This window comes from Streptomyces sp. NRRL WC-3626 (assembly GCF_000718785.1).
GTDB lineage: Bacteria > Actinomycetota > Actinomycetes > Streptomycetales > Streptomycetaceae > Streptomyces > Streptomyces edwardsiae.
This window is the reverse complement of sequence record NZ_JOCA01000001.1, coordinates 390307-411000: the sequence shown is the minus strand read 5'-3', so window position 1 is coordinate 411000 and position 20694 is coordinate 390307. Positions and strand designations below refer to the sequence as shown.

Here is a 20694-nt window from a genome sequence, read left to right as displayed (position 1 = left end):
CCAAGGGAGTCCCCGTGAAGAACACCGGACAGCTGTCGCGCCGCCAGATCCTCGGTGCCGCCGGATTCATCGGCCTCGCCGCCCTCACCGGCTGCGGCGGCGGTGACGGCGGCGACGGCAAGGACCTGTCGAAGAAGCGCGACGGCGCCATGAAGAACTACCGGGCCGGCCAGCAGTTCAAGGCCACCGAGCCGCTCACCTTCTCCCTCCTCCACAACAACAACCCGGTCTACCCGATGAAGGACGACTGGCTGTTCTGGAAGGAGCTCACCCGGCGCACCGGCGTCACCTTCAAGGCCACCCCGGTCCCGCTGAGCGACTACGAGAAGAAGCGCAGCCTCCTCATCGGCGCGGGCGACGCCCCCCTCCTCATCCCCAAGACCTACCCGGGCGCGGAGACCGCGTTCGTCTCCTCGGGCGCGATCCTCCCGGTGAGCGAGTACGTGGATCTGATGCCCAACTTCCGCGACAAGGTGAAGAGATGGAACCTCCAGCCGGAGGTCGACTCACTGCGCCAGTCCGACGGCAACTACTATCTGCTGCCCGGACTGCACGAGAAGGTCAAACAGGGCTACTCGCTGTCCTTCCGCACGGACGTCCTCGACCGGCACGGTCTGAGCCTGCCCACCACCTGGGACGAGGTGTACACGACCTTCAGGGCGCTGAAGGAGGAGTACCCGGACCGCTACCCGTTCACCGACCGCTGGAGCACCAACACCCCCTTCCCCGCGGGTGCCCTGTTCCAGTATCTGGGCCAGGCCCACGGCGTCCGGGCCGGCTGGTCGTACCTGAACACCAGCTGGGACGCCAAGGCGGGCACGTTCGTCTTCACCGGTGCCAGGGACGCCTTCCGCCAGGTCGTCGAGTATCTGCGCAAACTGGTCGCCGAGAAGCTCATGGACCCGGAGAGCTTCACCCAGACCGACGACGAGGCGGTCAGGAAGCTGCTGGGGGAGAAGTCCTTCGCGATCAGCGCCAATCCTCAGGAGCTGGTGCAGAACTACCGCTACAACCTGGAGAAGCAGGTCAAGGGCGCCACCATCGAGATGATCCCGGTACCGCTGGGCCCCGCCGGGCCGGTCGTGCTGGGCGGTTCCCGCCTGGAGAACGGCATGATGATCTCCAGCAAGGCCCTGGAGGGCGACGACTTCGTCGCGCTGATGCAGTTCGTGGACTGGCTCTGGTACTCCGACGCCGGCCAGGAGTTCTGCAAGTGGGGCGTGGAGAACACCACGTTCACCCGCTCCGGGCCCGGCGCGTACGCACTCGGGCCCGGCATCAGCCTCATGGGCTCCGACCCGGACGCCCCGAAGGACCTCCAGAAGGACTTCGGCTTCTTCAACGGTGTGTTCACCTACGGCGGCAGCTGGGCCCTGGTCTCCTCCTCCTTCGGCCCCGACGAGAAGAAGTTCACCGACGCCATGGCCCGGCGCGAGCCGCTGCCCACCGACCCGCCGCACCCGCTGCGCGCCGAGGAGCAGGAGCAGGCCACCCTCTGGGACACCCCGCTGAAGGACCACGTCACCCAGAACGCCCTCCAGTTCGTCCTCGGCAAGCGCCCGCTGTCCGAGTGGGACGACTACGTCAAGGAGCTGAAGGCCAAGAACATGGACCGGTTCATCGAGCTGCACAACCAGGCCTACGAACGGTTCAAGAAGGAGAACGCGTGATCAGCGTCCCCGGGGAGCCGTCCGGCCCCCTGTCCGCCGCCTGGCGCGGCTGCGTCGGCACCGGCCGGCTCGACCTCGCCCTGCGCCGCGACTACCAGGACTCCCTCGCCCTGCTCCAGCGCGACATCGGCTTCCGGTATCTGCGGGGCCACGGTCTGCTCAGCGACGGCCTGGGCATCCACCGCCCCTACGAGTGGCAGGGCACCCGCCGCACCCACCACGCGTTCACCTACCTCGACCAGGTCCTCGACGCCTGCCTCGGCCTCGGTGTCCGCCCCTTCCTCGAACTCGGCTTCATGCCGGGCGGGCTCGCCTCGGGGGAGAAGACGGTGTTCTGGTGGAAGGGCAACGTCACCCCGCCCGCCGACGAGAAGGAGTGGACGGACCTGGTCCGCGCCACCCTGACCCACCTGATCGACCGCTACGGCGCCGACGAGGTGCGCACCTGGCCCGTCGAGGTGTGGAACGAGCCCGACCTGCCCGACTTCTGGCTGAACGCCGACGAGGCGGCGTACCACCGGCTGTACGAGGCGACCGCGTACGCCGTGAAGGAGGTGGACGCCGGGCTGCAGGTCGGCGGTCCGGCTCTCTCGCCCGGCGCGGACGGCTGGATGGGTCGGTTCGCCGAGTTCGCCGAACGCCGCGACGTGCCCGTCGACTTCGTCTCCCGGCACGCCTACAGCTCCGGCCCCGCCCAGCACGTCCCGTTCGGCGCCCACCAGACCCTTGCCCCGGCGAGCGACCTCCTCGCCCAGTTCGCCGAGCCACGCCGGACGCTTGAGGGCACCCGGCTGGAGGGGCTGCCCGTCCACATCACCGAGTTCAACTCCTCCTACCGGCCCGACAACCATGTCCACGACACCGCCTTCCACGCCGCCTACCTCGCCCCGGTGGTGACGGCGGGCGGTGACCACGCGGACTCGTACTCCTACTGGACGTTCAGCGACGTCTTCGAGGAGTCCGGCATTCCCACCGCCCTCTTCCACGGCGGCTTCGGCCTGCTCACCCACCGGCAGCTGCGCAAGCCGACGTACCACCTGTACGCCTTCATGGCCCGCATGGGCGAGCGGCAACTGGCCCGGGGCGACGACCACCTGGTGACGCGGCACGCCGACGGCCGGGTCACCGTGCTCGCCTGGGCGCCCGTCGACCCGACGGGGGAGACACCCGGCCCGGACCGGCACACCCTGCGGCTGTCCCTGCCGGTCGGCACCGCACCGCGCGGCACGGCGTTCGTCCGCCGCTCCTCCGTCGACGAGGAGCGCGGCAACGCGTACACCGCCTGGCGGCACATGGGCAGCCCCCGCTCGCCCAGGCCGGGACAGCTCGACATCCTCCACGACGCCTCCGAACCCGCCCGCGCCCACCACCGGCTGCCGGTCGAGGACGGCCGCACGGACCTCGCACTCACCCTGGCCCGGCACGAGATCACCCTCGTCGAACTCACCCCCGTCCACGACGAGGCCCCGCCCTGGTGGGACGAACGGCGGCTGCTGGGCCGGGAGTCGCCGTGAGCACCGTACGGGCGGCCGCCTTCGGCACCGGCCCGCTGTCCCGCTCCGCCGCGCTGATCCACACGCTCGTCACCGTCGAGGCCCTGCTGCTGCTCACCGCGGCGCCGGGCCTCGCCGGGCTCCTCCTCCTCGCCCCCGACCCCGCCAACCTCCCGATCGCCGCCCTCTGCCTGCTGCCGCTCGGCCCGGCCGTCTCCGCCGCCCTCTACTCCCTGCACCACCGCGGCCGCGACCTCACCGAACTCCACCCCGCCCGCGCCTTCCTGCGCGGCTGGCGCCTGAACGCCGTACCCGTGCTGAAGCTGTGGGCGCCGCTGCTCGCCTGGCTCACGGTGATCGCCTTCACCCTCACCCACTTCGCGGCCACGGGGCTCCCCGGCTGGTGGGCGGCGCTCCTCGCCGTCATCGGCACCGGCTCCCTCCTGTGGGGCGCGCACGCCCTGCTCCTCACCACCCTGTTCACCTTCCGCGCCCGCGACACCGCCCGCCTCGCGGCCTACTTCCTGCTCCGGCACCCCCGCGTCACCCTCGGCGCCCTCTCCCTGCTGATCCTCACCGCCGCCGGCACCGCCCTGCTCACCGAGGCCCTGCCCGCCCTCCTCGCCGCCCCGCTGCTGCTCTCCCTGCTGCACAGCGGCCGCCCGGTGATCGCCGAGACCCAGGAGGAGTTCACCGCATGACCCCGCCCCGCACCCCGAAGATCCCGTACGGCGGCGACTACAACCCCGAGCAATGGCCCGAGGAGGTGTGGGACGCGGACCACCGGCTCTTCACCGCGGCCGGCATCGACACCCTCACGGTCGGCGTCTTCGCCTGGTCCCTCACCCAACCCGTCGAGGACACCTACGACTTCCCGGTCCTGGACCGGATCCTCGACCGCGCCGCCGCCGAGGGCCGGCAGGTCTGTCTCGCCACCGGCACCGCCGCCCTCCCGCCCTGGCTGGCGAAGCGGTACCCGGAGGTCAACCGCACCGACTTCGAGGGCCGGCGCCACCGCTACGGCCAGCGCCACAACTTCTGCCCCAGCTCACCGGCGTACAGGAGCGCCGCCGCCGGGCTGGCCCGCCGCCTCGCCGGACGGTACGCCGGCCACCCCGCCGTACTCGCCTGGCACATCAACAACGAGTACGGCGGCGTCTGTTACTGCGACCTGTGCGCCGAGGCGTTCCGCGCCTGGCTCCGTGACCGGCACGGCACCCTCGACGCCCTCAACGACGCCTGGTGGACGGCCTTCTGGTCGCACCGCTACACCGGCTGGGACCAGATCGAACCGCCCAGCGCCCTCACCGAGCACTGGCGCGGCCCCGACCACACGGCGTTCCAGGGCATCACCCTGGACTACCACCGCTTCACCACGGACGCCCTGCTCGGCTGCTTCCTCGCCGAGAAGGAGGCGATCCGCGCCCATGACCCGGACACGCCCGTCACCACCAACTTCATGGGCCTGTTCCGCCCCCTCGACTACCACCGCTGGGCGCCCCACCTCGACTTCGCCTCATGGGACAGCTACCCGCCCCTGGACGCTCCGCCGACCGTCGCCGCCCTCGCCCACGACCTGATGCGCGGGCTCAAGGACGGCGCCCCCTTCTGGCTGATGGAACAGACCCCGTCCACCACCGCCTGCCGTGACGTCAACCCGCTGCGCCGCCCCGGCGAACTGCGCCTCGCCACCTTCCAGGCCATCGCCCACGGCGCGGACGCCGCCCTCTACTTCCAGATGCGCGCCTCCCGCGGCGCCTGCGAGAAGTACCACGGCGCCGTCATCGGCCACGCGGGCCGCGACGACACCCGCGTCTTCCGGGAGGTCGCCGCGCTGGGGAAGGAGCTGGAACTCCTGGGCGGCACGACCCTGGGCGCCCGCACACCCGCCCGTACCGCCCTCCTCTTCGACTGGGACAGCTGGTGGGCCCTGGAGATGTCCGACGGCCCCTCCCGGCTCGTCCGCTACCAGGAGGTGGTCCACACCCACTACCGCGCCGCCCGCGAGGCCGGCGCCGACGTGGACGTCGTCCCGGTCACCGCCGACCTCACCCCGTACGACGTGATCCTCGCCCCCGCCCTGCACATGATCAAGGACGACCTGGCAGCGCGCCTGGAGGCGGCGGCCACGAGGGGCGCCACGGTACTGGCCACGTTCCTCTCCGGCCGCGTGGACGAACACGACCGCGCCTTCCTCACCGACGTTCCGGGCCCACTCGCCCCGCTGATGGGCATCCGCGTCGACGAGTGGGACGCCCGCCCGGAGAGGACCACGAACCCCGTCCGCCTGGGCGACGTCACCGCCGAAGCCCGTCTGATCTTCGAGATCGTGCGGCTGCGCGGCGCCGAACCCATCGGCACCTACACCACCGACTTCTACGCGGGAACCCCGGCCGTCACCCGCCACCACGTCGGCGAGGGCGAAGCCTGGTACATCGCCACGGCCCTGGACGACCCCGGCACCGCCCACATCATCCGCCGCATCCTGACCCGCCACGACCTGATCGGCCCCCGCACCAGCCACCCAGCCGTCGAGACCGCGACCCGCGTCGCCCCCGACGGCACCCGCCTCCTCTTCCTCCTCAACCACGCACCCGCGGAGGCCCACGTGACGGCGCCGGCCCCTGCCACCGACCTCCTCACCGGCAAGCACACCGAGCGGGACCGGCCCTTCCCCCTCGGCCCGCTCGGCGTGGCGGTCCTGCGCCTTCAGTAGATCGTCCGCCCCCGTTCGTCGGGCACCCCGGACTTGCGGAAGAAGTAGCTGTTGATCTGGTCGCGCCACTCGCGGGCGCCGCGGAGCTGTTCCTCGTAGCGCTCGGCGACGCGGGCGTGGCGGGCGGGCTCCACCAGGCCGGCGAGGCCCGTCCACACCCGGCGGGCCTCCTCCACGTCCGCCACGCCTTCGAAGTGGGTGTCGTAGATGTGCTGGATCACCGTCTTCCCGCTGTGCAGCACATGGGTGTACGGCACGTGGTGGAAGAACAGCAGGAGTCCGTCGGGGCAGGTGTCGGGGGAGTCGTACAGTCCGGACCACGGTGTGGCGTACTGGCCGGCGTAGCCCGTGCCGGTCGCCGTGCTGCGGTCGACGCCCACGCCGTCGCGATCGGCGAAGTGGTAGGTGCCCCAGGGGCTGTACTCGTAGCCGTCGACGCCGGGGCCGTAGTGGTGGCCCGGTTGCACCATGAAGCCGACGCCGAGCGGGGCGGTGTACTTCTCGTAGGTCGACCAGGAGCCGTCCAGGACGGTGTGGAGGCCGGCCGTCAGCCGGTCGTCGGCTCCCGGATGGGTCAGCGCGATCCACTCGTCCAGGATCGCCCTCGGCTCCGCCGCCGGGTTCCAGGCCAGGCGTCCGAAGGTGTACAGGTTGGCCTGGGCGAGCGGATGGCCGGTCCAGAACGGGTCGTCGCCGGCGTTCGACACGGCCACCAGTCCGTTCGCCAGCCGGCCGGTGCTCACCTCGCCGTCCGGACAAAAACCCAGTACCTCGCTCCACATCGGGCCCAACCAGCACGCGTGCCGCTGCTGGCCCGTGTACTCCTGCGTGACCTGCAGCTCCACCGCCAGCCGGGTCTGAGGCATCGCGCCGATCAGCGGGGAGACCGGCTCGCGCACCTGGAAGTCCATCGGGCCGTGCTTGACCTGGAGCACCGCGTTCTGTGCGAACCGCCCGTCCAGCGGGGTGAAATGGTCGTACGCGGCCCGCGCCCGGTCGGTGCCGCGGTCCCGCCAGTCCTGGTGGTGGTCGTAGACGAACGCCCGCCAGTGCACCGTGCCGCCGTACGGCTCCAGCGCCGCGGCCAGCATGTTCGCCCCGTCGGCGTGCGAACGGCCGTACGCGAACGGGCCGGGCTGCCCCTCCGAGTCGGCCTTGACGACGTACCCGCCGAAGTCGCCGATCTCCTCGTACACCCGCCGCGTCGCCTCCGCCCACCAGCCGCGCACCGCCTCGTCCAGCGGGTCGGCGGTGGGCAGTCCGCCCAGCACCATCGGCGCGGCGAAGGTGACCGACAGATGCGTGCGGATGCCGTACGGACGCAACACGTCGGCGATCGCGGCGACTTCACCGATCCGGTCGGTGAGCAGCCGTGCCTCGGTCGCGTGCACGTTGACGTTGTTGACGGCGACGGCGTTGATCCCGCAGGCCGCGAGCAGCCTGCCGTACGCCCGCACCCGCTCGAAGTCCCCGCGCGCCCGCCCGTCGGCCCAGAACAACGAGCCTCCCGAGTAACCCCGTTCGACCTGTCCCATGACGGGGTGCACGGCCACGTTGTCCCAGTGGTCCAGCATGCGGCGGGCGTACGCCGGACGGTGCTCCTCGCGGGGCCGGTCACCGGCGAAGGCCTCCTCCTCGAGCCGTACGACGTGGAACAGGCCGTACAGCAGCCCGTGTTCGTCCGACGCGGCGACGGTCGTGGTGCCGTCGCGGCGGGTCAGCGCGAAGCCTTCCTCGCCCAGCCCCCCGGTGAGCTCAAAGACCAGTTCGGCGTCCTCGCGTACGACCCGGCCGCCGAACCGCTCGCAGGCGTCCTCCAGTTCGCGGCGCACGGTGTCGACGAGCGGTCCGCCCGCCGGGACCAGCGACCGCCGCCTCCCGACCGCCCGGAACGCCTCCGCCGGAAGCCAGGCCGCGTCGACATCCATCCCCGTGCTCTCCCCTCGCTTGGCGGGCGCCGCCCGGAGAGCACCGGGGGCAGGCCCCCATTCTGGTCCACCCCCGACCCGGGAGGTACCCGCCCGGCCTGCGGAGATCCGGACACGAAGGCGGGCCCGGGCGATGCCCGGACCCGCCGTGTGAGAGCCGGTCGGCTCAGCTCAGCAGTTCCACCTCCGCCAGCGTCGCCTCACCGGTCAGCACCAGCCGGTAGTGGCCGTAGGCCTTCGGCTTGTCGACCGTGAAGGCGCGCGTCTGCCGGTCCCAGCGGAACGACTCGTCGGCTCGCGTGTCGAGGTCCGTCCACGTCGTGCCGTCGGCCGAGCCCTGCAGCACCCAGCCCGTGGGCGCCTTGGTGTGGTCCGAGGACGTCAGCGTGTACTGCACCGCCTCGGTGTTCCCGGTGACGGGCAGCTCCACGGTGGACACCGTGGCGTTCGTCGCCGACGTGTCGTCGAACAGGGCGCCCGCGCCCTTCAGCGCGTCCTCGCGGGGCGTCGGCACCTCGTCGTCCCGGGTGATCGACACGGGCGCGGCGTTCTCGCCCGTGCCCCACGACGACGGACGCGGGCCCATGTCGAACTCCACGGTTCCGCCCCGGGAGACGACCGAGTGCGGCAGAGAAGTCGAGTTCCAGCGCTTGCCGTTGACCTTCACACCCTGCACGTACACGTTCTTCGCGCTGTTCTTCGGCGCCTTGACGACCAGCTCGCGGCCGTTCTCCAGGTGCACGGTGACCTTCTTGAACAGCGGGGAGCCGATGGCGTACTCGCCACTGCCCATCACCAGCGGATAGAAGCCGAGCGAGGAGAAGAGGTACCAGGCCGACTGCTCGCCGTTGTCCTCGTCACCGTGGTAGCCCTGGCCGATCTCGCTGCCGGTGTAGAGGCGGGACAGCACCTCGCGCACGTTCGCCTGCGTCTTCCACGGCTGGCCGGCCGCGTCGTACATGTACAGGGCGTGGTGGGCGACCTGGTTGGAGTGGCCGTACATGCCCAGCCGGACGTCCCGCGCCTCGATCATCTCGTGGATGACACCGCCGTAGGAGCCCTTGAGCTCCGGAGAGGCCGTCTCGGGCGTGGAGAGGTACTCGTCGAGCTTGTCACCGAGACCGTCCCGGCCGCCGTACAGATTGGCCAGACCGCGGCTGTCCTGCGGGGCGGTGAAGGCGTAGCCCCAGCCGTTCGTCTCCGTGTAGTCGTAACCCCACACGCGCGGGTCGTACTTCGACGACTCGACCCGCCAGTCGCCCTTGGCGTTCTTGCCCTGGAAGAAGCCGGCCTCGGAGTCGAACAGGTTCACGTAGTCCTGGGCGCGGTTGAGGAAGTACGCGGACTCCTCCTTGTAGCGCTTGACGCCCGTCTTCTTGTAGAGGGCCTCGCCCATCTTCGCGATGCCGTAGTCGTTGAGGTAGCCCTCCAGCGCCCACGACAGGCCCTCGTGCGTGTCGGTGCTGGTGTAGCCGAGGAACGGCGAGGTCGCCATGCCCTTGCGGCCCACACCCGACGACGGCGGCACGACGGTGGCGTTCTTCACCGCCGCGTCGTACGCGGCCTCCGCGTCGAAGTCGACACCCTTGACGTACGCGTCGGCGAACGCGACGTCCGAGGAGGTGCCGGTCATCAGGTCGGCGTAGCCGGGGGAGGACCAGCGCGAGGTCCAGCCGCCGTCCTTGTAGTGCTGCACGAACCCGTCGACCAGCTCACCGGCCTTGGACGGCGTCAGGAAGGAGTACGCCGGCCAGGTGGTCCGGTAGGTGTCCCAGAAACCGTTGTTGACGTACACCTTGCCGTCGACGATCTTCGCACCGGTGTGCGTCGGGGTGTCGGCGCCCACCGCCTTGGAGAACGGCGAGGCGTACCGGTACGTACCGTCGACCTTCTCGTGGCCCGCGTTCGGGTACAGGTACAGCCGGTAGAGGCTGGAGTAGAGCGTGGTCAGCTGGTCGCGCGTGGCGCCCTCGACCTCGACCTTGCCGAGGATCCGGTCCCACTGCTTGCGGGCGTCCCGCTTGACCTTGTCGAAGGAGGTGCGCTCGCCGATCTCCTGGCTCAGGTTGTCCTTCGCCTGGTCGACGCTGATCAGGGAGGTGGCCAGACGCAGCGTGACCGTGCGGTCCTTGCCGGCGTCGAAGCGCAGATGGCCCTTGACGCCGTTCGCGGCGCCGTCGGTGACCTTCTTGTCGAACTCGCCGTACACGAAGAGGCGGGTGGCGCCCGTGGACAGCCCGGACTTGACGTCCGAGTAGCCGGTGAAGGTGCCGTTCTCCTGGTCCAGGGTGAGACCGGCCTGGTCGGTGACGTTGTCGAAGAGCACGCTCGCGTCGTCACCGGGGTAGGTGAAGCGCATCATCGCCGCGTGGTCCGTCGGCGCCATCTCGGCCTTCACGCCGTTCTCGAACCGCACCCCGTAGTAGTACGGCCGTGCCGTCTCGTTCTCGTGCCGGAACGGGAGTTCGCGTGCCTCGCGGCCGGTGTCCGGGGTGCCGGAGGCCGCCGAGGGCATCACCTGGAAGGTCTGCCGGTCGCCCATCCAGGGGCTGGGCTCGTGGCTCGCGCTGAACGCCTGGATCGTCGTCAGGTTGTCGTCGTTGTTGCCGCTCGCGTAGTCGTACAGCCAGCTCGTGGAGCCGGCGTTGGTGACCGGGGTCCAGAAGTTGAACCCGTGCGGCACGGCCGTGGCGGGGAAGTTGTTGCCGCGCGAGAAGCCGCCGCTGGAGTTGGTGCCCCGGGTCGTCAGGGCGTAGTCGGAGAGATGCGCCTCGGGCCGCTCGGGCGCCGCCTGCTTCAGCACCACGTCGTCCAGCCAGCCCCGGAACTTGGTCTCACCCTTGGGGGAGTCGTACGCGACCAGGATCCGGTCGACGGTCTTGCCCGAGGCCACCGAACCGACCGACGAGCGCACGCTGTTCCACTGGTTGACGTACAGCACCTTGGAGTCGCCCTGCCCGCGCGGGCTCAGCGGGAACCCGTGCTGGTCCGTCGCCCTGAGGTCGCTCAGATGGGTGCCGTCGGTGAAGGCGAGGTCGACGGAGACGTTCGTGGCGTCGTAGTCGAGCTCACGGTCCGACATCCACGGGAAGATCTTGTACGACAGCTCCGTGCGCCGGTCGACCTTCACATTGACGTCGAAGACCTTGTTGTAGGAGTACGCCCGGCCCTCGGCGGTGTGCCGGCCGGCGTACCGCAGCGCCCGCGTACCGGTGAAGCCGGCGTCCGCCTTCGCCGTCGGCGAGCCCGCCGGACCGCTGTCCACGAGCGACAGCATGTCCTCCGGTATGGGGTCGGCGATGCCGGTGGACAGCTGGATGTCGGCCAGCTGGAGGGCGTCACCCGCCCCGTTGTTCCTGGTGAAGTCCAGCCGCCAGTGCTGGAACTCGGCCGTCTCGGCGAGGTCGTACGTCTTCGTCTGGAAGCGCTCCTCGAAGGACTCTCCCGAACGGGTGTCCAGCGTCTGCCAGTTCTCGCCGTCCGTCGAGCCCTTCAGCGTCCAGTCCACGGGGTCGCGCTCGTCGTGGTCGTTGGCCGAGGTGAGGGCGTACTTGACGATCTTCGCCGGCTCGTCCAGGTCGAACTCGATCCAGCCCGTCGGCGCGAAGGTCAGCCACTTGGTGGACGACTCGCCGTCGAAGAGGTTGCCCTTCACCTCCTTGCCGTTGGTGTTCTCCGCGCTCGCGCGGGCGCCCGTGACATGGTCGGTGACATTGCCCGGAATGCCGGACGTGAAGCCGCCGTCCACCCCCGAGGCGCGCTTCTTCCCGCCGCGCGTGGTGTCGACGGTGTTGAGCCAGTCCGGGGCGGGATCCCCGGACTCGAACGACGAGGCGAACCCGCGGTCCGCCTTCGGCGGCGCCTCGGGCAGCGCCACCGCGACGCCCTGTGAACCCGCGGCCAAAGCGAAGGCGGTCGCCGCGACGACCGCCCTTCCCCATCTGTGCCGAACCCTGCTTCGCATGCGTGAGCACCCTCCCGTGCGCCGGACAACGTTGTCAATGAGATGCGCAAGGTCTAGTAGTGCGTCAAGTGCTGCGTGGTGTCAAGGGGGTTGAATGCGGCATTCAGGTCCAACGGCAATGATTCTTCCGCCGGTGAACACGGCGGAGCCGGATATTTCCGCGAGGTCTCAACTCGGAAAAGACCGGAGGTGAACCTTGCATTCGATCTTGCTCCGTCGGCGGGAAGTGGACTATACCTGTCGGCACTCCGGGGCATCTTCACCGCACCCGACCACGTACCAGCCGCACTTCCTGCACGACCCAGCTTGACCCGAACGCGGTGCCGGGGAGGATCCGGTTCACCGCCTGAGTCCTGGAGAAGGCGAGGACTTGAGCATGGGATCCACTTCCGCCGAGAACGACGGCACCGGTTCCACCGAGAACAGCACGGCCGGCGTCGGGCGCCGCGCACTGATCAAGCGGTCCGCCGCGCTCGGCCTGGTTTCCGTACCGGCGATGAGCTTCCTGTCCGCGTGTGCCAGTGGCGGCGGGGACGACAACTCCGGTGACAACGAGGGCAAGACGTCCGAGTCCAACCCGTTCGGCGTCAAAAAGGGCAGCAAACTCGACGTCGTCATCTTCAAGGGCGGTTACGGCGACGACTACGCCAAGGCGTGGGAAGCCGCGTTCAAGAAGCAGTGGGACGTCACCTCCGTGCACACCGGGACGCAGGAGATCACGGGCAAGCTCCAGCCCCGGTTCAACGCGGGCAACCCGCCGGACATCGTCGACGACTCCGGCGCCCAGCAGATCCCGATCGACGTCCTGCACAAGAACGGCCAGCTCCTCGACCTCGCCGAGGTACTGGACGCGCCGTCGGTCGACGACCCGGACACGAAGGTCCGCGACACCCTCATCCCCGGCACGCTCGACGCCGGCATGCAGGAGGGCAAGGTCGTCGCCCTCAACTACATCTACACGGTGTGGGGTCTGTGGTACTCCGGCAAGCTCTTCGAGGAGAAGGGCTGGGAGGCGCCCAAGACCTGGGACGACTTCCTCGCGATCTGCAAGGACGCCAAGTCCGAGGGCATCGGCGGCCTCGCCCACCAGGGCAAGTACCCGTACTACATCAACGTCGCCATCATGGACCTGATCGCCAAGAAGGGCGGCCTGGACGCCATGAAGGCGATCGACAACCTCGACCCCAAGGCGTTCGTCGGCTCCGACGCCGCGCAGGAGGCCATCGAGGCGGTCTACGAGGTCGTCGAGAAGGGCTATCTGATGCCCGGTACGAACGGCCTGACCCACACCGAGTCGCAGACCCGCTGGAACCAGTACAAGGCCGCCTTCATCACCAGCGGTTCCTGGCTCGAGAACGAGCAGCTCAAGACGACACCGGAGGACTTCGACATGAAGTTCCTGCCGATGCCGCTGCTGCCGGACAGCGCGCTGCCGTTCGAGGCGATCCGGGCCGGCTCCGGTGAGCCCTTCATCATCCCGTCCAAGGCCAAGAACCTCCCCGCGGCCAAGGAGTTCATGCGCAGGATGCTCTCCAAGGAGTGGTCCACGCTGTTCGCCAAGGAGGCGAACTCGCTGACCATCCTCAAGGACGGCGTCGACCCGAACGTCCAGCTGCGTCCGGGCACCCAGTCCACCGTCGAGGCATCCAAGGCGGCCGGCGACAACACCTTCCGCTTCCTGTACACCGAGTGGTACAGCGAGATGGGCACCGCCATCGAGAACGCCTCCAACGAGCTGATGGCCAAGCGCATCCAGCCCAAGGAATGGCTCAAGCGCGCCCAGGCCGCGGTCGACAAGCAGGCCAAGGACCCGGCCTCGAAGCAGAACCACCGCGACTGATCTCGCTCGACCGACCGCACTCCGGGCCGGGAGGAGACTCCCGGCCCGGAACGGCCACACCCAGGGGCAGGAACGCCATGCGCAAAGGGCAGCACCGGTTCGTCGCGGGATTCCTCTTCTTTCCCGTGGTGCTCTATCTGATCTTCGTGATCTGGCCGTACATCCAGACGTTCGGTTATTCACTGACCGACTGGAAGGGCCAGTCGCAGACCTTCAGTTTCGTCGGCCTGGACAACTACACGGCGTTGTTCAAGGACGACGTCTTCATGGGTGCCATCTGGCACAACATCCTGTTCCTGGTGTTCATCCCGGTGATCACCATTCTGCTCGCGCTGTTCTTCGCCTTCATGGTGAACGCGGGCGGACGCGGACGTTCCGGAGGTGTCTCGGGAGTCGCCGGATCGAAGTACTACCGGGTCGTCTATTTCTTCCCGCAGGTGCTGTCGCTCGCCATCATGGCGGTGCTCTTCGGAGCGGTGTACCGCAGCGACGGCGGCGGAATGCTCAACGGCGTTCTGATCAAACTCGGGCTCGTCGACCCGGACCGTCCGGTGGAATGGCTGAACGAGCCGAACTTCGTGCTGTGGGCACTCGTCGCGGTGGTCGTCTGGCACGGCGTCGGTTTCTATCTGGTGCTGTTCTCCGCCGCCATGCAGTCCATTCCCCGGGACATCTACGAGGCCGCGCTGATCGACGGCGCCGGCCGCGCCCAGTCCTTCTTCCGCATCACCCTGCCCCTGCTGTGGGACTCCGTGCAGACCGCCTGGGTCTACCTCGGCATCGCTGCCATGGACATGTTCATCCTGGTCTCCACCATGACCGCCGGGGACTACGGCGGCGGCCCCGACCACCACAGCGAGGTCATGTCGACCGTGATGATGCGGAACTTCCTGCTGTACGGCCGGAGCGGCTACGCCTGCGCCATGGGCGTGGTCATGCTGCTCCTCACCCTGATCGTGTCCGTGGTCATGCTGCGCGCCACCCGTCGCGAGCGCATCGAGTTCTGAGGCGGAGTAACGACGATGAGCGCACCCCTCAAGGAATCCGCCCCCACCGGGGGCCCCACCCCGCCCCCGCCGCCGGTGGCCAAGGGCACCGTCCGCCCCGGCGACCGGCGCGGCGAAGGCGTCGTGCTGAACGTCTTCTCGCACGGCTTCCTCGTCGTGTGGGCGGTGCTGATCGTGCTGCCGCTGCTGTGGCTGGTGCTCAGCTCCTTCAAGACCGACACACAGATCGGCGCGTCCGCCTTCGGCTGGCCGCAGAACTGGGACCTGGGTGTGTTCTCCCGCGCCTGGGACAAGGGCATCGGGGACTACTTCACCAGCACGGTGATCGTCCTCGTCATGTCCGTGCCGCTGACCATGCTGCTCGGCTCCATGGCGGCGTACGTACTGGCCCGCTACGAGTTCTGGGGCAACCGCCTGCTGTACTTCTTCTTCGTCGCGGGCGCGATGTTCCCCGTCTTCCTCGCCCTGGTGCCGCTGTTCTTCATGGTCAAACGGCTCGACATGCTGAACACCTACCACGGCCTGGCGCTGGTCTACGTCGCCTACTCGCTGCCGTTCACGGTGTTCTTCATGCACGCCTTCTTCCGGACCCTGCCCTCGGCGGTCTTCGAGGCGGCGATCCTCGACGGCGCCTCGCACACCCGGACCTTCTTCCAGGTCATGCTCCCGATGGCCAAGCCCGGACTGCTCAGCGTCGGCATCTTCAACACCCTCGGCCAGTGGAACCAGTACATCCTGCCGACGGTGCTGATGCAGCCGCAGAGCGGAGACGATCCGGAACGCTATGTGCTGACCCAGGGACTGATCCAGCTCCAGCAGCAGCAGGGCTACGCCTCGGACCTCCCGGTGCTCTTCGCCGGCGTGACCATCGCCATGGTGCCCATGCTGGTGGTCTACCTGTCCTTCCAGCGGCAGGTGCAGGCAGGACTCACCTCCGCCACCCTGAAGTGACGACCGGTACCGCCGCGCGACGGCCGATCGGTACGGCCTTGAAGTGACACACCGGAACGCCTCGCACACGCGCCGCTCCCGCCCCTGGGAGCGGCGCGTGCCGCTGTGTGCGTGGACCCGGAAACGGTTCAACCTCTTGACGGGAGGCAACCCGAACGGCTCATCTTAGAGTTCACTAGTTGGACATGAGGGGCCTCACCGAAGCGGCCCCCGCGCGCAGGAGGTCGTCGTGGAGACTCCGGGGTCGCAGTCGTCGCTGCACCGAGCCAACCTGGAGCGGGTCGTCCGGGCAGTACGTCTTGCGGGTTCCCTCACCCAGGCCGAGATCGCGAGGACCACCGGTCTGTCCGCGGCCACGGTCTCCAACATCGTCCGGGAACTGAAGGACGGCGGGACGGTCGAGGTCACCCCCACCTCGGCGGGCGGCCGCCGGGCGCGCAGCGTCTCGCTCAGCGGGGACGCCGGCATCGTGATCGGGGTCGACTTCGGGCACACCCATCTGCGGGTCGCGGTCGGGAACCTCGCCCATCAGGTGCTCGCCGAGGAGTCCGAGCCGCTGGATGTGGACGCCTCCGCGGACCAGGGCTTCGACCGGGCGGAACAGCTGGTCAAACGGCTGATCGAGGCCACCGGTGTGGACCCGTCCAAGGTCGCCGGAGTCGGTCTCGGCGTACCGGGGCCGATCGACGTGGAGTCCGGGACCCTGGGCTCGACCGCGATCCTGCCCGGCTGGACCGGCACCAGGCCCGCCGAGGAGCTGCGGGGGCGGCTCGGCGTGCCGGTGCACGTGGACAACGACGCCAACCTCGGCGCCCTCGGCGAAATGGTCTGGGGCAGCGGCCGGGGCGTGCGTGATCTTGCTTACATCAAGGTCGCGAGCGGTGTCGGCGCGGGCCTGGTGATCAGCGGGAAGATCTATCGCGGTCCCGGCGGCACCGCCGGGGAGATCGGGCACATCACGCTCGACGAGTCCGGTCCCGTCTGCCGCTGCGGCAACCGGGGCTGCCTGGAGACCTTCACGGCCGCGCGTTATGTGCTTCCCTTGCTCCAGCCCAGTCACGGCACCGACCTCACCATGGAGGGCGTCGTACGGCTGGCACGGGACGGAGACCCCGGCTGCCGCCGGGTGATCGCCGACGTGGGCCGCCACATCGGCAGCGGGGTCGCCAATCTCTGCAACCTGCTGAACCCGAGCCGGGTGGTCCTCGGCGGCGATCTCGCCGAGGCCGGTGAGCTGGTGCTCGGACCGATACGGGAGTCCGTCGGCCGCTACGCCATCCCCAGCGCGGCACGTCAACTGTCCGTTCTCCCCGGGGCACTTGGGGGCCGTGCGGAGGTGCTCGGAGCGCTCGCCCTCGCACTGAGCGAGATGGGCGATTCGACCCTTCTGGACGGAACCGCGACGGGGTCCCTCACCGTGGCGACCCCTGCCTTCACTTAGAGAACGGATGGCACCGTTGCCATCTCGTTAAGGATTTACTTCTTGACGTCGCACGTGTGGCCGAGTTGACTTCCAGCCACCTCGGCCGCAACGACGCGGCCTCGTCAGGGAGGTTCCTAGAAGTGAACACGCGTATGCGTCGTGCTGCCTTTGCCATCGCCGCCGGTGCGATGGCCGTCTCGCTCGCCGCTTGTGGCAGCGCCGCCGAGTCCGGCGACAAGAGCGACTCCGGCGACTCCGCCGCGAAGGGCGATGACATCAAGGTCGGTCTGCTCCTGCCGGAGAACCAGACCGCGCGGTACGAGAAGTTCGACAAGCCCTTGATCGAGAAGAAGGTCAAGGAGCTCACGAACAACAAGGGCGAGGTTGTCTACAACAACGCCAAGCAGGACGCCAGCCTGCAGAACCAGCAGGTCGAGACGATGATCACCAACAAGGTGGACGTTCTCATCATCGACGCCGTGGACGCCAAGGCCATCGCCGGCTCGGTGAAGAAGGCCAAGGACGCGGGCATCCCGATCGTGGCCTTCGACCGCCTCGCCGAGGGTCCGATCGACGCCTACACCTCGTTCGACAACGTGACCGTCGGCAAGACGCAGGGCGAGGCCCTCCTCAAGGCCCTGGGCAACAAGGCCAAGGACGGCCAGATCGTCATGATGAACGGGTCCTCCACCGACCCGAACGCCGCGCTCTTCAAGGAAGGCGCGCACTCCGTCCTCGACGGCAAGGTGAACGTCGGCCGCGAGTACGACACCAAGGAGTGGAAGCCGGAGAACGCCAACTCCAACATGGAGGGCGCCATCTCCGCCATCGGCAAGGACAAGATCGTCGGCGTCTACTCCGCCAACGACGGCATGGCGGGCGGCATCATCACCGCCCTGAAGGCCGCCGGCATCGACGACATCCCGGTCACCGGCCAGGACGCCGAGCTCGCGGGTGTGCAGCGCATCGTCACCGGTGAGCAGTACATGAGCGTCTACAAGCCGTACCCGCAGGAGGCCAACGTGGCCGCGGAGATGGCCGTGCTGCTGGCCCAGGGCAAGTCGCTGGACTCCATCGCCAAGGACAAGGTCGACAGCCCCACCACCAAGGCCGTCCCCTCCGTGCTCGTCCCGGTCGTCTCGCTGACCAGCGAGAACATCAACGACACCGTGATCAAGGACGGCATCTACACCGTCCAGGAGATCTGCACGGACAAGTACAAGGCCGCTTGCGACAAGATCGGCCTCAAGTAAGCAGTCCTCGACTCCCGTGACACACGGGGGAGTCCGTGACCCGGACTCCCCGCACGGGACCGACTGCCACACGCTCCGCCGGCGCCCCGCACACACCAGCCCCGCAAGCTACGCGGGGCGCCGGACGGAACACCCCCCCCAGTTTCTCTGCACAACCTCCCGCCGGGTCAGGCGGCGAAGGAGATGGTTCACGTGTCCGCTACGCCCGTGCTGGCGTTGCGCGGGGTCTCCAAGCGTTTCGGTGCCGTCCAGGCGCTCACCGACGTAGAGCTTGAGGTCCACGCCGGTGAGGTGGTCGCCCTGGTGGGCGACAACGGCGCCGGAAAGTCCACGCTGGTCAAGACGATCGCCGGCGTGCATCCCATCGATGAGGGATCCATCGAGTGGGATGGCGAGTCCGTCCAGATCAGCAGGCCGCACGACGCCCAGAACCTGGGCATCGCGACGGTCTACCAGGACCTCGCGCTGTGCGACAACATCGATGTCGTCGGCAACCTCTACCTGGGCCGGGAGCTCCGCAGGCGCGGAGTCCTGGACGAGGTGGAGATGGAGCGCCGCTCCCGCGAGCTCCTCGACACCCTGTCGATCCGCATCCCCAGCGTCCGCATCCCGATCGCCTCCCTCTCCGGCGGTCAGCGCCAGGTCGTGGCCATCGCCCGGTCCATGCTCGGCGAGCCGAAGCTGGTGATCCTGGACGAGCCCACCGCCGCCCTCGGCGTCGAGCAGACCGCACAGGTCCTCGACCTCGTCGAGCGGCTGCGCGAGCGCGGCCACGCCGTCATCCTCATCAGCCACAACATGGCCGATGTGAAGGCCGTGGCGGACAAGGTCGCCGTCCTGCGCCTCGGGCGCAACAACGGCGTCTTCGAGGTCAAGTCGACCTCGCAGGAAGAGATCATCTCCGCCATCACGGGCGCCACGGACAACGCCGTGACCCGTCGTGCGGCGCGCACCAATGGGGAGATCAAGAAGTGAGCACCGAAAAGACCTCCACCCCCACCGGGGACCACGCAGTCGAGAACCCCGAGGCGGCCGCCGCGGCCGTCACCGTGGTCGACCCCCGGCTGCTGGTGCGCGAGCAGGGGCTCGCGGGCTACTGGAACGAGTTCAAGCGGAAGATGAAGGCCGGTGACCTCGGCTCCATCCCCGTCGTGGTCGGCCTGCTGATCATCTGGGCCATCTTCACCAGCCTGAACTCCAACTTCCTCACCGCCGGCAACTTCTCCGACATGTCCGTCGCCATGGTCGGCACGGGCATGATCGCCGTCGGTATCGTCTTCGTCCTGCTGCTCGGCGAGATCGACCTGTCGGTCGGCTCGGTCAGCGGTGTCGCGGGCGCGGCCTTCGCGGTCATGAACGTCACCCACGGCATGAACGAGATCCTGGCCCTGGTGCTGGCGATCCTCACCGGCACGGTGGCCGGCGCCGTCCACGGCTTCATCTTCGCCCGCATCGGCGTCCCGGCCTTCGCCGTGACCCTGGCCGGCCTGCTGTTCTGGCAGGGCTTCATGCTGCAGATCCTGGGCAGCAACGGCACGATCAACCTCGACTCCGAGGGCATCGTCGTCAAGCTGACCAGCTACTACTTCAGCGATGTGGCCGCCGCCTACGGCCTGGCGGTCGTCGCGACCGTGGGGTACTTCCTCCTCGCGTTCTTCGACAACCGCCGCCGCGAGGCCGCCGGTGTGCCGTCCCGTCCGCTGAACGAGATCATCGTGCGGACCGTACTGCTCGCGATCCTGGCGTTCGCCGCCGCGATCGTCTTCAACCAGTACAAGGGCCTGCCCCTGGCCGTGGTGATCTTCCTCGTGTTCCTGGTGTTCACGGACTTCGTGCTCCGCCGCACCGCGTACGGCCGCAAGGTCTTCGCGCTCGGCGGCAGTGTCGAGGCGTCCCGCCGTGCCGGTATCAACGTCGAGATGGTCCGTATCTCGGTCTTCGCGATCGCCGGTACGTTCGCCGCGATCGGCGGTCTGTTCGTCGCGTCGAAGATCGCCTCCGCCAACCAGGGCGCGGGCACCGGTGAGTTCCTGATGAACGTCATCGCCGCGGCGGTCATCGGCGGTACGTCGCTCTTCGGCGGGCGCGGCCGTACGTGGGACGCGCTGCTGGGTGTGATGGTGATCATCTCGATCACGTACGGGCTGGCGCTCGAGGGGATCGCCTCGCCGGTGCAGTACATGATCACCGGTGGTGTTCTGCTGGCGACCGTGGTCATCGACGCGGTGACGCGCAAGACGCAGAAGACCGCGGGTCGCGCGTAACGCTGTATCCGCGGGTGCGCTGTGGCTCGTCGCGCAGTTCCCCGCGCCCCTGAAGTACGTCGCTGTTGCCCGGTGCCTTCCTGGCGCCGGGCAACAGTCGTGTCGTAGAACGTACGGATTGTGGGTACTGCCGATCGGGTGATGTACGACGCATGGCCCGGGGGTCGATCGGTTCAACGGAACAT

General features: G+C 68.9%; 13 protein-coding genes. 11 read left to right on the top strand and 2 right to left on the bottom strand.

The features are described from left to right. Positions 1 to 14: 14 nt before the first annotated feature. From IF28_RS0101785 to IF28_RS0101770, 4 genes are read left to right on the top strand one after another with little or no spacing between them, the layout of a single operon-like run. Positions 15 to 1670 carry an extracellular solute-binding protein gene (locus IF28_RS0101785; RefSeq protein ID WP_030212743.1) on the top strand — a complete coding sequence of 552 codons (1656 nt, stop codon included), beginning with the start codon at positions 15 to 17 and terminating at the stop codon, positions 1668 to 1670. Beyond that, complete coding sequence (locus IF28_RS0101780) at positions 1667 to 3184, top strand: GH39 family glycosyl hydrolase (protein WP_030212740.1); 1518 nt, start codon at positions 1667 to 1669, stop codon at positions 3182 to 3184. Before IF28_RS0101785 ends, IF28_RS0101780 begins: the two co-directional genes overlap by 4 nt. Continuing rightward, positions 3181 to 3864, top strand: a complete 684-nt coding sequence (locus tag IF28_RS0101775) for a hypothetical protein (protein WP_030212739.1) — start codon at positions 3181 to 3183, stop codon at positions 3862 to 3864. Before IF28_RS0101780 ends, IF28_RS0101775 begins: the two co-directional genes overlap by 4 nt. Then, positions 3861 to 5879: a beta-galactosidase gene (locus IF28_RS0101770; RefSeq protein ID WP_030212738.1), complete on the top strand. Its 2019-nt coding sequence runs from the start codon at positions 3861 to 3863 to the stop codon at positions 5877 to 5879. The genes IF28_RS0101775 and IF28_RS0101770 overlap by 4 nt, the downstream gene beginning before the upstream one ends. Here IF28_RS0101770 and IF28_RS0101765 read toward each other — a convergent pair. After that, positions 5873 to 7807, bottom strand: coding sequence for an alpha-glucuronidase (locus tag IF28_RS0101765; protein ID WP_030212737.1), 1935 nt, complete (start codon positions 7805 to 7807; stop codon positions 5873 to 5875). The two genes, IF28_RS0101770 and IF28_RS0101765, sit on opposite strands and share 7 nt — an antisense overlap. A gap of 166 nt (positions 7808 to 7973) precedes the next feature. Further along, positions 7974 to 11771: a GH92 family glycosyl hydrolase gene (locus IF28_RS0101760; RefSeq protein WP_030212736.1), complete on the bottom strand. Its 3798-nt coding sequence runs from the start codon at positions 11769 to 11771 to the stop codon at positions 7974 to 7976. 376 nt (positions 11772 to 12147) lie between these two features. On the opposite strand from IF28_RS0101760, the gene ngcE reads away from it, so the two are divergent. The 7 genes from ngcE to IF28_RS0101725 all read left to right on the top strand — a co-directional run bounded on the left by ngcE (position 12148) and on the right by IF28_RS0101725 (position 20509). Then, a complete protein-coding gene (gene ngcE / locus IF28_RS0101755; protein ID WP_030212735.1) occupies positions 12148 to 13611 on the top strand; it encodes an N-acetylglucosamine/diacetylchitobiose ABC transporter substrate-binding protein in 1464 nt (487 codons plus the stop codon). 77 nt (positions 13612 to 13688) lie between these two features. Then, complete coding sequence (locus IF28_RS0101750) at positions 13689 to 14618, top strand: carbohydrate ABC transporter permease (RefSeq protein ID WP_030212733.1); 930 nt, start codon at positions 13689 to 13691, stop codon at positions 14616 to 14618. Between the two features lie 15 nt (positions 14619 to 14633). Further along, a complete protein-coding gene (locus IF28_RS0101745) occupies positions 14634 to 15569 on the top strand; it encodes a carbohydrate ABC transporter permease (RefSeq protein ID WP_030212730.1) in 936 nt (311 codons plus the stop codon). Positions 15570 to 15798: 229 nt separating this feature from the next. Then, complete coding sequence (locus tag IF28_RS0101740) at positions 15799 to 17010, top strand: ROK family transcriptional regulator (protein ID WP_030212727.1); 1212 nt, start codon at positions 15799 to 15801, stop codon at positions 17008 to 17010. Positions 17011 to 17144: 134 nt separating this feature from the next. Next, entirely contained in the window at positions 17145 to 18245 is a 1101-nt protein-coding gene (locus tag IF28_RS0101735; RefSeq protein ID WP_030212726.1) for a sugar ABC transporter substrate-binding protein, read from the top strand. 183 nt (positions 18246 to 18428) lie between these two features. Further along, positions 18429 to 19220 carry an ATP-binding cassette domain-containing protein gene (locus tag IF28_RS0101730; protein ID WP_030212725.1) on the top strand — a complete coding sequence of 264 codons (792 nt, stop codon included), beginning with the start codon at positions 18429 to 18431 and terminating at the stop codon, positions 19218 to 19220. Further along, a complete protein-coding gene (locus tag IF28_RS0101725) occupies positions 19217 to 20509 on the top strand; it encodes a sugar ABC transporter permease (RefSeq protein ID WP_030212724.1) in 1293 nt (430 codons plus the stop codon). The genes IF28_RS0101730 and IF28_RS0101725 overlap by 4 nt, the downstream gene beginning before the upstream one ends. The last annotated feature ends 185 nt before the right edge of the window (positions 20510 to 20694 follow it).